The organism is Pseudomonas sp. MF6767, from assembly GCF_016405475.1.
Taxonomy (GTDB): Bacteria; Pseudomonadota; Gammaproteobacteria; order Pseudomonadales; family Pseudomonadaceae; genus Aquipseudomonas; species Aquipseudomonas paracarnis.
The window spans coordinates 151,832-166,110 of the sequence record NZ_JAEKCY010000008.1 but is presented as its reverse complement, the minus strand read 5'-3'; the positions used below and the strand labels follow the sequence as shown (position 1 = coordinate 166,110).

Annotated in this window: 15 protein-coding genes; 6 read left to right on the top strand and 9 right to left on the bottom strand. The window is 58.5% G+C overall.

The genetic code is table 11. The features are described 5' to 3' along the window. The first annotated feature begins 181 nt into the window (after nucleotides 1-181). The gene (locus JFT58_RS15225) at nucleotides 182-601 is read left to right on the top strand and encodes a GNAT family N-acetyltransferase (protein ID WP_054896707.1); all 420 of its coding nucleotides are present in this window, start codon (nucleotides 182-184) and stop codon (nucleotides 599-601) included. A gap of 120 nt (nucleotides 602-721) precedes the next feature. Here the strand turns inward: JFT58_RS15225 and def are convergent, their stop codons facing one another. The 3 genes from def to JFT58_RS15210 form a co-directional block, all read right to left on the bottom strand. Next, complete coding sequence (gene def / locus JFT58_RS15220) at nucleotides 722-1,261, bottom strand: peptide deformylase (RefSeq protein ID WP_034128513.1); 540 nt, start codon at nucleotides 1,259-1,261, stop codon at nucleotides 722-724. Beyond that, on the bottom strand, nucleotides 1,258-2,211 hold the full coding sequence (locus tag JFT58_RS15215) for a YihY/virulence factor BrkB family protein (RefSeq protein ID WP_032895581.1): 954 nt from the start codon (nucleotides 2,209-2,211) through the stop codon (nucleotides 1,258-1,260). The genes def and JFT58_RS15215 overlap by 4 nt, the downstream gene beginning before the upstream one ends. A gap of 181 nt (nucleotides 2,212-2,392) precedes the next feature. Beyond that, nucleotides 2,393-2,578: a CsbD family protein gene (locus JFT58_RS15210; RefSeq protein WP_003193737.1), complete on the bottom strand. Its 186-nt coding sequence runs from the start codon at nucleotides 2,576-2,578 to the stop codon at nucleotides 2,393-2,395. A 201-nt stretch (nucleotides 2,579-2,779) separates the two neighbouring features. Between JFT58_RS15210 and JFT58_RS15205 the strand changes: the two genes are divergently transcribed. Beyond that, a complete protein-coding gene (locus JFT58_RS15205) occupies nucleotides 2,780-3,157 on the top strand; it encodes a hypothetical protein (protein ID WP_003193739.1) in 378 nt (125 codons plus the stop codon). A 162-nt stretch (nucleotides 3,158-3,319) separates the two neighbouring features. Here the strand turns inward: JFT58_RS15205 and fadD1 are convergent, their stop codons facing one another. Continuing rightward, nucleotides 3,320-5,011 (bottom strand): long-chain-fatty-acid--CoA ligase FadD1, encoded by a 1,692-nt coding sequence (gene fadD1, locus JFT58_RS15200; protein ID WP_034128515.1) that lies wholly within the window; start codon nucleotides 5,009-5,011, stop codon nucleotides 3,320-3,322. A gap of 381 nt (nucleotides 5,012-5,392) precedes the next feature. Beyond that, entirely contained in the window at nucleotides 5,393-7,081 is a 1,689-nt protein-coding gene (fadD2, locus tag JFT58_RS15195; protein WP_054896706.1) for a long-chain-fatty-acid--CoA ligase FadD2, read from the bottom strand. Between the two features lie 219 nt (nucleotides 7,082-7,300). On the opposite strand from fadD2, the gene JFT58_RS15190 reads away from it, so the two are divergent. Together JFT58_RS15190 and JFT58_RS15185 are read left to right on the top strand one after the other, a co-directional pair. Next, the gene (locus JFT58_RS15190) at nucleotides 7,301-8,245 is read left to right on the top strand and encodes an alpha/beta hydrolase (RefSeq protein WP_054896705.1); all 945 of its coding nucleotides are present in this window, start codon (nucleotides 7,301-7,303) and stop codon (nucleotides 8,243-8,245) included. Nucleotides 8,246-8,301: 56 nt separating this feature from the next. Then, nucleotides 8,302-8,772, top strand: a complete 471-nt coding sequence (locus JFT58_RS15185) for a MaoC family dehydratase (RefSeq protein ID WP_003193747.1) — start codon at nucleotides 8,302-8,304, stop codon at nucleotides 8,770-8,772. A 147-nt stretch (nucleotides 8,773-8,919) separates the two neighbouring features. On the opposite strand, the gene JFT58_RS15180 is transcribed toward JFT58_RS15185, so the two are convergent. Beyond that, on the bottom strand, nucleotides 8,920-9,387 hold the full coding sequence (locus JFT58_RS15180) for a ferritin-like domain-containing protein (protein ID WP_034128518.1): 468 nt from the start codon (nucleotides 9,385-9,387) through the stop codon (nucleotides 8,920-8,922). A gap of 204 nt (nucleotides 9,388-9,591) precedes the next feature. On the opposite strand from JFT58_RS15180, the gene JFT58_RS15175 reads away from it, so the two are divergent. Both JFT58_RS15175 and JFT58_RS15170 read left to right on the top strand, forming a co-directional pair. Continuing rightward, the gene (locus JFT58_RS15175) at nucleotides 9,592-9,828 is read left to right on the top strand and encodes a DUF3820 family protein (protein WP_003193750.1); all 237 of its coding nucleotides are present in this window, start codon (nucleotides 9,592-9,594) and stop codon (nucleotides 9,826-9,828) included. A gap of 10 nt (nucleotides 9,829-9,838) precedes the next feature. Next, nucleotides 9,839-11,014: an aminotransferase class V-fold PLP-dependent enzyme gene (locus tag JFT58_RS15170; RefSeq protein ID WP_054896704.1), complete on the top strand. Its 1,176-nt coding sequence runs from the start codon at nucleotides 9,839-9,841 to the stop codon at nucleotides 11,012-11,014. A gap of 205 nt (nucleotides 11,015-11,219) precedes the next feature. Here JFT58_RS15170 and JFT58_RS15165 read toward each other — a convergent pair whose 3' ends face one another. The 3 genes from JFT58_RS15165 to zwf are packed head-to-tail and all read right to left on the bottom strand — an operon-like array spanning nucleotide 11,220 to nucleotide 14,069. Beyond that, nucleotides 11,220-11,885 carry a bifunctional 4-hydroxy-2-oxoglutarate aldolase/2-dehydro-3-deoxy-phosphogluconate aldolase gene (locus tag JFT58_RS15165; protein WP_026067364.1) on the bottom strand — a complete coding sequence of 222 codons (666 nt, stop codon included), beginning with the start codon at nucleotides 11,883-11,885 and terminating at the stop codon, nucleotides 11,220-11,222. Between the two features lie 17 nt (nucleotides 11,886-11,902). Then, a complete protein-coding gene (gene pgl / locus JFT58_RS15160; protein ID WP_034128520.1) occupies nucleotides 11,903-12,616 on the bottom strand; it encodes a 6-phosphogluconolactonase in 714 nt (237 codons plus the stop codon). Next, complete coding sequence (gene zwf, locus JFT58_RS15155) at nucleotides 12,603-14,069, bottom strand: glucose-6-phosphate dehydrogenase (protein ID WP_034128521.1); 1,467 nt, start codon at nucleotides 14,067-14,069, stop codon at nucleotides 12,603-12,605. The genes pgl and zwf overlap by 14 nt, the downstream gene beginning before the upstream one ends. Nucleotides 14,070-14,279 lie beyond the last annotated feature (210 nt).

Here is a 14,279-nt window from a genome sequence, read left to right as displayed (position 1 = left end):
TTGTCCGCGCGTTTTTCATCCGCGGTCTTTGCCGGTTTTTTCTTCGCGGCTTTCTTTGAATCCATACCTTTGGCCATGATGCATGCTCCACTAACAGGGGATGTAGCACTGGGTATACCACCTATTGCCCGGCAGAAGGCGCTTATAATCCCCTGCCCTGGATAATGCTTGTCTGAACCCCATGCCCCCAATGCACATCGAACCGCTGGCCGAGCCTCTGTGGCCACTGCTGAACAAGTTTTACCGCAGCCACAATTCATCGATGAAGGCGCTCAAGGGCGGCCGTTTGTGGGTAGTGCGAGATGCCGAGATCGTGGCCGGCTTGTGCTTGAGCCCGGTGATGGGTGGGCAGTGGCTGACGGGGGTGTTTGTGGCGCCGACTTATCGTGGCCAGCAGCTGGCGGCGCGACTGATTGGCGAGGCCGTGGCAGGTTGTGAGGGGACGGTCTGGTTGCTGTGCCATCCGGACCTGGAAGGGTTGTATCAGGGCATGGGGTTCAGCCAGGACACGGTTTTGCCGCAATCGCTGAGTGAGCGGCTGGTGCGTTACAAGCGCAATAAACCGATGATTGCGATGGGGCTCAATGCCCCAAAACACTGATCCAATGTGGGAGCTGGCTTGCCTGCGATGGCGGTGTATCAGCTACAAATAAGGTAGCTGGCCCACCGCCATCGCAGGCAAGCCAGCTCCCACAGTTGAACTGTGAGTGTGTCAGAAGGGCTATTCGTCAGCCGTTGGGTCCAGCTCCGGGAACATCACTTCAATAAATCCGAATTTGCTGAAGTCGGTAATCCGCGAGGGGTACAGCCGGCCGATCAAATGGTCGCACTCATGCTGCACCACCCGCGCATGGAAGCCGTCGGCAAAACGTACGATCGGCTCGCCTTTGGGGTCGAACCCTTCGTAGCGGATCTGCTGGTAACGGTTCACGGCGCCGCGCAGGCCGGGCACTGACAGGCAACCCTCATAGCCCTCTTCCTGCAGCGGGCTGAGCGGTGTGATCAGCGGGTTGATCAAGATGGTCTGCGGCACAGGCGGCGCGTCCGGGTAGCGTTCGCTGGCCTCGAAACCGAAGATCACCAGTTGCAGGTCCACGCCAATCTGCGGCGCCGCCAGGCCAACGCCGCCCACGTGCTCCATGGTCTGGAACATATCGTCGATCAGTTGCCACAACTCCGGGCTGTCAAACATCTCCGGCGGCACCGGCGGGGCGATACGCAGCAGGCGCTCGTCGCCCATTTTCAGGATTTCACGGATCATTGTTCAGGCTCGGTCATGGGCTTGGAGTGGTCCCGGCCTAGGCCTGAGACGTGTTGTTTTTCATCGGTGTGGCCCGGCTCGCCTATTTCCTTCTCACCGGGGTCCTTGCCCTCGGCAGACATATGCTCGATCACCGCGTTCATCTCCGCGCCCAGCAGCAGTACGGCGGCAGAGATGTAGAAATACAGGAGCAAGACAATGATCGCACCGATACTGCCATACATGGCGTTGTAGTCCGCGAAGGTCTTGACGTAGTAGCCAAAGCCCAGGGAGGCGACGATCCATACCACCACGGCCAAGACGGAGCCGGGGGTGATAAAGCGAAATTCCTGCTCGACGTCCGGCATCACGTAGTACATGAGGGCCACGGCGAACATCAGCAAGATCACAATCAGCGGCCAGCGCAGGATGGTCCACAGCGTGACCACGAATTCCTGCATGCCAATCTGCCCGGCCAGCCACTCCATGACTTGCGGGCCCAGCACCATCAGCGCGGCGGCCGCCAGCAGCATGCCGGCGATACCCACGGTGTAGAAAATCGACAGCGGGAAACGCTTCCAGATCGGCCGACCTTCAACCACATCGTAGGCGGCGTTCATGGCGCTCATCATCAGGCGCACGCCCGCAGAGGCCGTCCACAGGGCGATAACGATACCCACCGAGAGCAAGCCGCCCTTGGACTGCTGCAACTGATCGATCACCGGGTTGACCTGTTCCAGCGCCTGGGGTGGCAACACCAGCTCCGATTGCAGGCGCAGCCAACTGAAGAAGTCGGGCAAATGCAGGAAGCCGATCAGGGCAATGAGGAACAGCAGGAACGGAAACAAAGAGAACAGCATCTGGTAGGCCAGTGCCGAGGCGTAGGTAGGCATCTCGTCATCGACGAATTCCTTGATGGTGCGTACCAGCACCTTGTGCAGCTTGAGACCATCGAGTACTGGAAAAAGCATAGCGTCTCCTTTCGCCGCAAAAGAGGTTGAGTTCGTGGGCGACTCAGGGGCCGTTTTCTACATCAAAGTAGCCCATTTGGCGACTTTGAAACAATTTCGAAAGTTTAGTTGCAGCACCGGATACAAAAACGGCCATCCGTGGATGGCCGTCGGGCTGCTGGGGTCAGCCAGCCAGGACGTGTTACTCAGTGGCTTTTTTCACTGCGTCCTTGGTCTTGCCCACTGCTTGCTGAGCTTCGCCTTTTTTCTCTTGGATCACGCCTTCAGCACGCAGCTTGTCATTGTCTGTGACTTTACCGACGCCTTGCTTGATGTTACCGACAGCTTCGTTCGCCAAGCCCTTTACCTTATCGGAAGTGCTGCTCATGGTATTACTCCTGATAACAATCAAATGGTTTTTGGTCACTACGTAGCGGTTGACCCGAAGCGCAACGGCAGAGTTTCAATTATTTTTGCGCAAGCATTTCATCGAAAGCGGCAGGTTTGGCTTTATGTTTTGCAGCCAACCCACGAGAATGCCCGGCACATTCAGGCTGCAACGCTGGATAACAGATCCCGTAGGAAGGTTATGAAACTCAATAAAGCACAGGCCATTGCCCGCAGAAACCAGGAACTGGGCGGTGCCGTACTCGGCGTCAACAACTGCCACTTCACCGACCTGGACCGCAAACGCAACATCTGGTGGTTCGACCTGCCGGTGGGGCGTATTGCCGTGGGCCAGTACGAGTGGATCCACCTGTTGATGCACAACGCCGACACCGACCAGTTGCTGCACCTGAAGGTGCCGACCGTGTTCCTGCGTGAAAAACTCGAAGGGCTGGTGGTACGCAATGCGGGCAAGCGCAAGCCGGAGATTACCCTGGAGCTAAGCGCGGATAAGGACTCGTTCTTGAAGGACGTACGCCCCGCCGGTGCGGGTGTGAGCTTCGCGCAGTTCGCGTTGTAAGCCCGGTAACCCTGTGGGAGCGGGCTTGCCCGCGATGGCAGTGAGTCAGGCGATACAGCAATGGCTGCTGTAGCGCTATCGCAGGCAAGCCAGCTCCCACGGGGGTAAGTGTTTCGCCAGCGCCCTCATAAAAAACCCCGCATCGGCGGGGTTTTTTATGGGTTACTTTTTAAGACCGAGTTTCTTCAGTTCTTCATCACGCAATTCACGCCGCAGGATCTTGCCCACGTTGGTGGTCGGCAGCGCATCACGGAACTCCACGGCCTTGGGCACTTTGTAGCCGGTGACGTTGGCGCGCATGTGCTCCATCACCTGGTCCTTGGTCAGGGTAGCCCCTGGCTTGACCACGATGAACAACTTGATGTGCTCGCCGGATTTTTCATCCGGTACGCCGATAGCCGCACACTGCAGCACACCCGGCAGGCCCGCCAGCACGTCTTCCAGCTCGTTGGGGTAGACGTTGAAGCCGGAGACCAGAATCATGTCCTTCTTGCGGTCGACGATACGCATGTAGCCGTCTGGCTGGATGATCGCGATGTCGCCGGTCTTCAGCCAACCCTCGCTGTCAAGCATCTCGTCGGTAGCTTCCTGGCGCTGCCAGTAGCCCTTCATCACTTGCGGACCTTTCACGCACAACTCGCCAGTTTCGCCCAGTGCAAGCTCGGTACCGTCGTCGGCGATGACTTTACACGCGGTGGAAGGCACCGGAATGCCGATGGTGCCGATCTGGATGTGCTGGATCGGGTTGACCGTGGCCACCGGGCTGGTTTCGGTCATGCCGTAGCCTTCGCAGATCGCGCAGCCGGTCACGGCCTTCCAACGCTCCGCCGCCGCCAGCTGCAACGCCATGCCGCCCGATAGGGTGACCTTCAGCGCAGAGAAGTCCAGCTTGCGGAAACCTTCGTTGTTGCACAGTGCCACGAACAGGGTGTTGAGGCCGACGAAGCCGCTGAACTTCCACTTCGACAGTTCCTTGACCATCGCCGGCAGGTCGCGCGGGTTGCTGATCAGGATGTTGTGGTTGCCGATCAGCATCATCGCCATGCAATGAAAGGTGAAGGCATAGATGTGGTAGAGCGGTAGCGGCGTGATCAGGATCTCGCAGCCTTCATTGAGGTTGGAGCCCATCAGCGCCTTGCATTGCAGCATGTTGGCGACGAGGTTGCGGTGGGTCAGCATCGCGCCCTTGGCCACGCCGGTGGTACCGCCGGTGTATTGCAACACGGCCACATCGCCGCTGGCCGGGCTGGCATCGTTGACCGGCTGGCCATGGCCCTTGGCGAGTACGTCGTTGAACTTGATGGCCTGGGGCAGATGATAGGCCGGGACCATTTTCTTTACGTATTTGATCACGCTGTTGATCAGCACGCGCTTGAACGGCGAGAGCAGGTCGGCAACTTCGGTGACGATCACGTGCTTGACGGCGGTCTTGGGCACGACTTTTTCAGCCAGGTGCGCCATGTTGGCCAGGCAAACCAGGGCCTTGGCCCCCGAATCATTGAATTGGTGTTCCATCTCCCGCGCGGTATACAGCGGGTTGGTGTTGACCACGATCAGGCCGGCGCGGATCGCACCGAATACAGCGACGGGGTATTGCAGAACGTTGGGCAGTTGCACGGCGATTCGATCGCCAGGCTTCAAATCGGTATGCTGTTGCAGATACGCGGCGAATGCGCCGGACAATTCGTACAGTTCACCGTAGGTGATTGTCTTGCCCAGGTTGCTGAAAGCCGGTTTGTTGGCGAAGCGCTGGCAGGACTGCTTCAGTACCGCCTGAATATTCGGATACTCGTCTGGATTGATCTGTGCAGCAATCCCGGCGGGGTACTTATCCTTCCAAAAGTCTTCATTCATGGAAGCCCACTCCTCAGCGACGCGAATTCATCATCGCATTTGATGCGATTATTATTGGTGTATGTTTTTAGGTGAGTCTGGCGCTTTCAAGCAGGCCTAGAAGTCACAAAGCGCGCCGAGAGTAGCAGCTTTGCCAAGGGCCGCCTAGAGCCAAAAGAGGCCCCTACAGTCATAAACATGACTCAAGAACATCCAATGGTCACTTTTAGAGCAAAAATTCTATAACTCCAGAAATGGCTCTAGAACAGGCTCTCACGGGCGAAAAATACAGTGTGGGAGCTGGCTTGCCTGCGATAGCGATGGATCAGTCAATTCAACAGGCGACTGAAACACTGCTATCGCGGGCAAACCAGCTCCCACATTTTTGTACCCTATTTCAATTCAAGCGATGTCGCGCAGCTCCCGGCGCAGAATTTTCCCCACCGGCGTCATCGGCAACGACTCTCTCAACACAATATGCTTGGGCACCTTGTACCCCGTGAAGTTGGCCTTGCAGTACGCCTTCAGTTCCTCGAGGCTCACCCCCTGGGCCCGTGCCACCACGAACAGCTTCACCGCCTCCCCCGTGCGCTCGTCCGGTACGCCGATCACGGCGCAGTTGGCCACGGCCGGGTGGGCCATGATCACGTCTTCGATTTCGTTGGGGTACACGTTGAAACCCGAGACGATGATCAAATCCTTCTTGCGATCCACAATACTGATGTAGCCATCGGTGTCGATCACCGCAATATCACCGGTCTTCAACCAGCCATCGGCGTCCAGGGTTTCGGCGGTGGCGGCCGGTTGCTGCCAGTAGCCCTTCATCACTTGTGGGCCCTGGATGCACAGCTCGCCGCGCTCGCCCAACGGCAGTTCTTGCCCCAGCTCATCCACGACCTTCATCGCCGTACCCGGCACCGGGATGCCCACGGTACCCAGGCGCGACAGGCCGCCGTAGGGGTTGGTACTGGCCACTGGCGAGGTTTCGGTGAGGCCGTAGCCTTCGCCGATGGCGCAGCCGGTCACCGCTTTCCAGCGTTCCGCCGTGGCCTTGACCAGGGCGGTGCCGCCGGAGTTGGTAATCTTCAGGTGGGAGAAATCCAGGGTCTTGAAATCCGGGTGGTCCATCAGCGCCACAAACAGTGTGTTGAGCCCCAACAGGCCGGAGAACTGCCACTGTTTGAGCTCCTTGATAAACCCGCCGATGTCCCGTGGGTTGGTGATCAGCACGTTGTGGTTACCGGAGACCATCATGCACATGCAATTGGCCGTGAATGCATAGATGTGGTACAGCGGCAGCGGTGCAATCATCACCTCCTGCCCTTCCTTGATCAGCGGATGGCCGTCGTCGCCCAGTTGCGACATGCACGCCCGCACTTGCTGCATGTTCGCCACCAGGTTGCCGTGAGTGAGCATCGCGCCCTTGGCCAGCCCAGTGGTGCCGCCGGTGTATTGCAGCACGGCGACGTCGTCCAGGGTCACCGGATGGCGCGTCACTCCAAGGCCCGCGCCCATGCGCAGGGCGCGCTTGAACGAAACCGCCCGCGGCAGGTGGTAGGCCGGGACCATCTTCTTGACTTTGTCGACCACGGTGTTGACCAGCCAGCCTTTGGCGGCGGGCATGAAATCGCCCATCCTGGCTTCGATCAGGTAGTCGATCTCCGTGTCGGTGCACACCTCCTGCACACGTGAACCGAACAGGTTGAGGTAGACCAGCGCCCGCACACCGGCATCCTTGAACTGATGGCGCATCTCGCGCGGCGTATAAAGCGGGTTGGTGTTGACCACGATCAGCCCGGCGCGCAGTGCGCCGAACACCGCAACCGGGTAATGCAGCACGTTGGGCAGCTGCACCGCGATGCGCTCGCCGGGCTTGAGGTCGGTGTGCTGCTGCAGGTAACCGGCAAACGCCGCACTCTGGCGCTCAAGCTCGGCGTAGGTGAGGGTAATGCCCATGCTGCTGAATGCCGGACGGTCGGCAAAGGTCTTGCAGGAACGCTCGAAGACCTCGATCACCGACTTGTAGGTGCTGAGGTCGATGGCATTGGGGACTCCCGGCGCGCGTTTGTCATTCCAGAAATCAGGTTGCATTATTCTTGTCCTCTTTACCTGAGTGTGTCCGGCCGCTGCCATGCAGATGTGCAGCAATAAGAAGCGGAGCTTTGGGGAAGTTAGCAGCTATGGCCAAACAGGCAAGACGCTGAACTGTGTCATTGATTGTATGAATCTTGTACCTAAGGCGTAGGCAGATACCCCGCCCCACGCCGGATGAGCTATACAATGCAACCACCCTGAGCAAAGGAAGCCGCCATGAACCACAGCACCTTCTGGCTGACCGCGAACGACCACACCCGTCTGTACGTCAACCAATGGATGCCCGACGGCCCGCCCAGGGCCGTGGTGATGATTTCCCATGGCATGGCCGAGCACGGCGGTCGCTATGCGCGCCTGGCGCAAGCGTTGTGTGGCGCAGGGTATGGCGTATATGCGCTGGACCAGCGTGGGCATGGCCGTACCGCCGAGGCCGGCACCGTTGGGCTATATGCTGAAACGGATGGCTGGAACAAAGTCGTGGGCGATCTGGCCAGCCTTAATCAGCACATCGGCCAACAGCATGCCGGGCTGCCGATCATCTTGCTGGGCCACAGCATGGGCAGCTATATCTCCCAGGCATACTTGCTGCATCACAGCGCCAGCTTGCATGGCGCAATACTCAGCGGCTCGAATTTCCAGCCAGTGGCCCTCTACCGTGCAGCGCAAATCATTGCGCGCATCGAACGTGCACGCCAAGGCCTGCGAGGACGCAGTGCGTTGATCGACTTCTTGTCGTTCGGCTCATTCAACAAAGCCTTCAAACCCAATCGCACCGCGTTTGACTGGCTCAGCCGCGACCCGGTTGAAGTGGACAACTACATCAACGACCCACTCTGTGGCTTTCGTTGCACCAATCAACTGTGGATCGACCTGTTGGGCGGCTTGCAGCAGATCAGCAAAGTCTCCAACCTGGCGCAGATTGATCCCGGCCTGCCGATCCTGGTGATGGGCGGCGATCGTGATCCGGTGAGTGAAGGCAAGCGTCTCAAGCACCTGGCCCACGCCCTGTGTGAGGCCGGTTGCCAGGACGTGCAATTGACGCTTTACCCGCAGGCGCGCCATGAAGTATTCAACGAAACCAACCGTGATGAAGTCACCGCCGACCTGCTGACCTGGCTCGACCAGGCGCTGGCGTTGCGCAGGCCCACCCGCTGCGAATAGTTTTTGCTTTAAAATCAGCCGATTAATTACCGTTAAGCCACAGGATGCACCTTGAGATGACCCAGGTAACCAACACCCCGTACGAAGCGCTTGAAGTGGGCCAGACTGCCAGCTTCAGCAAAACCGTCGAAGAGCGCGATATCCAGTTGTTCGCCGCCATGTCGGGTGACCACAACCCGGTGCACCTGGACGCTGAATACGCCAAGGCGACCATGTTCAAGGAGCGGATTGCCCACGGCATGTTCAGCGGCGCGCTGATCAGCGCGGCAGTGGCCTGCGAGCTGCCTGGGCCGGGCACGATCTATATCGGCCAGCAAATGACCTTCCAGAAACCGGTGAAGATCGGCGACACCCTGACCGTGCGCTTGGAAATCCTCGAGAAACTGCCGAAGTTTCGCGTGCGCATTGCCACTCGGGTGTTCAACCAGCGTGATGAGTTGGTAGTCGATGGCGAGGCGGAGATTCTGGCGCCGCGCAAACAGCAAGTCGTGACCCTGACCGAGCTGCCGCCAATCAGCATCGGCTGATCTACATTCCAGCCTTTGCATAAAAAAATGTGGGAGCGGGCTCGCCCGCGAATGCGGTGTATCAGCCAATACAACAGTGACTGATCCACCGCTTTCGCGAGCAAGCCCGCTCCCACACTAGGTCCAGCGTAGGTCTTACCTCAGGTCTTACGACTGAGCGCGAGCCTGGTTACGCAGGGCTTTTACCTGGTCGTGGTTGCGCTGTACACCGTGGTACTGACGCTCAACCAAGTCACGAATGCCCACCAGGTTGTGCTTGTTGATCTTCTCGATCGCTTCCTTGTAAGCCTTCAGTGCGTGGTCTTCACCGCGCTCGGCTTCGTTCAATACGGCCTCTTCGTCCTTGCCGGTGACCATCGACTTCACGTCGACCCAGCCACGGTGCAGGGCGCCGGCAACACTACCGGACTTCTCTGGATCGCCGCCCAGGGCACGCACAGCAGTTTTCAGTTCTTCGGCAGCGGTACCGCAATCAACAGCACGCTTGGCAAACAATGCCTTGAGTTCCGGATGCTTGATGTCTTCAGCGCATTCCTTGAAACCCTTTTGGCCGTCGATGCTGGTCTCGATCAGGTCGTTCAGTACGGAGATCGATTCTTTGTTGATATCAGTCATTTTTCAATTCCTTGTACGGGTTAGAAGGTTGCCTTGGTTATTGCAGCGCCCGTGCCAGGTTTATAAAAATTATTTTTATGTTTATTTTCAATAACTTACGAATTATTGAACCATCTGTATGTTGGTTATTTGCATGATCTGTCATTTGGCCTTCATGCAGAATGCCTGTATTTTCGAAAGCCTGGCCTCAACCCTACGACGTTCATGAATCCCGAAAAACTCGAACTGCTGATCACCCGCCAAATGCCCTTTGGCAAATACAAAGGCCGGATCATTGCCGACCTGCCTGGGCCCTACCTGAATTGGTTCGCCCGTGAAGGTTTCCCCCACGGGGAACTGGGCGGTTTGCTGGCCTTGATGCAGGAAATCGACCACAACGGACTGTCCGAATTGCTTGAACCACTGCGCGCCAAACATGGCAGACCCGCCCCCCGCCACTAAGAGACTCACCATGCCAAGGAATGCCGATAACGACCCGCACTGGCAGGCCATCGCCCAACGCTATGAATACGAGCCCGGTCCGATCAACCTGGAAAACGGCTACTTCGGGCGCATGAGCCGGGCGGTGCAGGCCCAGTACCTTGAGCACATCAGCTTTATCAACCGCAGCAACTCTGTGCATGTGCGCCAGCGTTTTGAGCAGGGCGAAAACAACGAGATACGCCGCCAGTTGGCCGGGTTGATTGATGTCGACCCCGAATCGGTCGCTTTCACCCGTAACGCCACCGAAGCCTTGCAGTCGCTGATCCGTAACTACAATCGCCTGCAACCGGGCGACCAGGTGCTGATCAGCGACCTGGAGTACGACACGGTCAAAGGCGCCATGCGCTGGCTGGCAGCGATTCGCGGCGTGGAAGTGATAGAGGTGGCCCACACCCACCCGGCCAGTTTCGACAGCCTGGTGCAGACTTATCACGATGCGTTTGTGCAGTACCCGCGTCTGAAATTAATGGCCTTGACCCATGTGACCCACCGTACGGGCCTGGTCATGCCGGTTGCGGACATTGCCAAGGCCGCGCGCGAACGCGCAATCGACGTGATCCTCGACGGCGCGCACGCCTTGGGCCAGATCGACTTCAACCTGGCCGAACTGGGCATTCAGTTCGCAGGCTTCAACCTGCACAAATGGATCGGCGCGCCGCTGACCCTGGGCTTTTTGTATATCGCACCAGAGCGCCTGGCCGATATCGACCCGGATATGGGCGAGTTTCACTACCCAGCCACCGATGTGCGAGCGCGTACGTCCTACAGCACGCCGAACTTTCCGGCGCTGATGACATTGCCCCTGGTATTTGAAGAGCATCGACAGTTGGGTGGCGCGGCGGCCAAGGGCGCACGCGTCAATTACCTGCGCAACCTGTGGGTAAACCAGGTACGGCCGTTGCCGGGAATTGAAGTGCTGACCTCGGATGACCCGCGACTGTATTGCGGGATCACAGCCTTCAAGTTCATCGGGCGTAATCAGCAGGCGATGGCGGACAGGTTGCTCAAGGAGCACGGCCTGTTCACCACCACGCGCACGGGGGCAGCGTTTGGCACCTGTATCCGGGTGACGCCGGGGCTGGTGACGTCGGCGGCGGACATCAATGCGCTAGTCCACGCGATCACCAAACTAAACACCGTTTAAAACTGTAGGAGCTGGCTTGCCTGCGATAACGGTGTATCAGCCAAAGATGGGCTAACTGATAAATGGCTATCGCAGGCAAGCCAGCTCCCACCTTCAGAGCAGCGATGTGCTTGAGGTTTTTCTACAGGCAAAAAAAAGCGGCACACCGACCAAGTGCGCCGCAAAAATGCCGTTAAGCACAGCAACAACGATTCGATAAATCAGTTCAGTCCAGCAGCGCCAGCGCCTGGGCAGTGACTTCCTGGATACGCGCCCAGTCGCCGTTCTTGACCCACTCCGGATCCAACATCCAGCTGCCGCCCACGCACATCACGTTTTTCAACGCCATGTAGCTCTTGATGTTGGCCGGGCCAACACCGCCAGTCGGGCAGAATTTGACTTCGCCGAACGGGCCGCCGAGAGCCTTGATGGCAGCAACACCACCGCTGACTTCAGCCGGGAACAGCTTGAAGCGGCGATAACCCAGGCCGTAGCCTTCCATGATGCCGGAGGCGTTGCTGATGCCCGGCAACAGCGGGATCGGGCTGTGTACCGAGGCTTCCAGCAAGTCACGGGTGATGCCGGGGGTGACGATAAATTGCGAGCCTGCCACTTCTGCCGCTTCGAGCATGTGACGGTCGAGCACGGTACCGGCACCGGTGCACAGCTCAGGACGTTGCTCGCGCAAGACCTGAATGGCCTTGAGGCCGAACTCGGAACGCAGGGTCACTTCCAGCGCGGTCAAACCGCCAGCGGCCAGGGCGTCGGCCAACGGCAGGATGTCCTGCTCGCGGGCGATGGTGATCACCGGCAGGATCCGCGCCTTGGCGCAGAGGCTGTCGATCAAGGCAACTTTATCCGCCATGGACACGGTCGGTTGAGGGCTTTTCATAGCGGCTGATCCTTGGCTCATGGGCACCAGTAAATCTCTAGAGTAGGTTGCAAAAACGCGCGAATCGGCATGGCAGCAACATCGTCGCTGGCCAGGGCGGCGCTCAAGGTAGTCAATTTCGAACTGCCGGAAATCGACAGCACGGTGTAGCTGGCCGTGGCCAGCAGCGCACGACTCATGGTCAGGCGCTGGTGCGGCACAGTGGGCGCCAGCATCGGCCAGCAACGGCGGGTACCGTCGGCCTTAAGCGCTTCGCTCAGGTTAGGGCTGTTGGGGAACAGCGATGCGGTGTGGCCGTCATCGCCCATGCCCAGCACCAGCACATCAATGGCTGGCAACTCGCCCAGCAGGCGATCGGCCTGCTCGGCAGCGTCTTCAAGATTGGCAGCGGGGCTGTACAGGCTCAAGAACTTCGCCTTGGCCGCCGGACCTTGCAGCAAGTGTTGCTTCAACAGGCCAGCATTGCTGTCGGCATGTTCGACCGGCACCCAGCGTTCATCGGCAAGGGTGATGGTGACCTTGGACCAGTCCAGGCCCTGCTTGGCCAGGTTCTGGAAAAACGCCACGGGGCTGCGGCCACCGGACACCACCAACGTCGCCTCGCCACGAGCACTGATGGCCGAGCGCAGTTGCTCAGCCACGTCATTGGCCAGGCCATCGGCCAGCAGCGCAGGCGTACGGTACTCATGGGCAGTGACGCCCTGAGGCAGTTTCAATTCAGATATCGCCATACCACGACCTCCCATCCCGCGTGATCAGTGCAATGGAGCTCATCGGCCCCCAGGACCCCGCCGCATACGGCTTGGGCGCATCACCGGATTTTTTCCACCCGGCGATCAACTGGTCACACCACTTCCACGCGGCTTCGATTTCATCTTTGCGAACAAACAGGTTCTGATTGCCGCGCATCACTTCCAGCAACAATCGCTCGTAGGCATCGGGGATGCGTGCGCTGCGATAGGTGTCGGAAAAATTCAATTGCAGTGGTCCGCTGCGCAGTTGCATGCCTTTGTCCAGGCCCTGCTCCTTGGTCATCACACGCAGGGAAATACCTTCGTCCGGCTGCAGGCGGATGATCAGCTTGTTGCTGATTTGCAGGCGCTGCTCCGGGGCGAAGATGTAGTGGGACGGTTCCTTGAAGTGAATGACGATCTGCGACAGTTTTTGCGGCATACGCTTGCCGGTACGCAGGTAGAACGGCACGCCGGCCCAGCGCCAGTTACGGATATCGGCACGCAGGGCAACGAACGTCTCGGTGTCGCTCTGGGTATTGGAGTTGTCTTCTTCCAGGTAACCCGGCACGGCTTTACCAGCGCTGTAGCCGGCGATGTACTGGCCACGGACTACCTGAGTGGTCAGGCCCTCGGGGCTGATCGGCGCCAGGGCCTTGAGCACCTTGACCTTCTCGTCGCGGATGCTGTCGGCGGACAGGTCGGCAGGCGGGTCCATGGCAATCAGGCAAAGCAGTTGCAACAAGTGATTCTGGATCATGTCGCGCAGCTGGCCAGCCTTGTCGAAGTAACCCCAACGGCCTTCGATGCCAACCTGCTCGGCCACGGTGATTTCCACGTGGGAGATGTAGTTCTGATTCCACTGGGTTTCGAACAGGCTGTTGGCGAAACGCAGGGCGATCAGGTTCTGCACCGTCTCTTTGCCCAGGTAGTGGTCGATGCGATAGGTGCGGTTTTCCGGAAAGAACTGCGCCACGGCGTCGTTGACCTTGCGCGACGACTCCAGGTCCGAACCGATGGGTTTTTCCAGCACTACGCGGGTATTTTCCGCCAGGCCGACCTTGGACAGGTTTTCGCAGATCGCGCCGTATACCGCCGCCGGGGTAGCGAAGTAGGCAATCAGGCGTTGCTCGCTGCCGGCTTTTTCGGCCAGGGCGACGTAGTCGTCGGCCTTCATGAAGTCGACATGCACATAAGCCAGGCGTGCGAGGAAACGCTGGGCCACGGCTTCGTCGAGCTCTTTGCCGACGTATTTACGCAATTCTTTTTCGATATGGGCCAGGTGTTGCTGCTCGGAGCCGGCTTCACGGGCCAGGGCCAGGATGCGTGTGTCGTCGTGCAGCAACCCGGCGCCATCGAGTTGATAAAGGGCAGGAAATAACTTGCGCAGCGCCAGATCACCCAAGGCGCCAAACAGGGCAAAGGTGCAGGGTTCCACGGTTATCGAAGGCATGATGTTTGTTCTTTTATCAAGTTAAGCTACAAATACCTTTTTTCAAGGCATCACTCAAGGAAAAATGTAGTAATAACCACAACATTTTCCCGAAATACGCATTGCGAGTGGTGGTGTTCAGCTACCCTCAGTAGGATAGGCCACCGCGAAAAGCCACTCATCGATTGGTTACCGCCTTTTTATTTGCATCGTCGCCCGAAGGAAAGACTG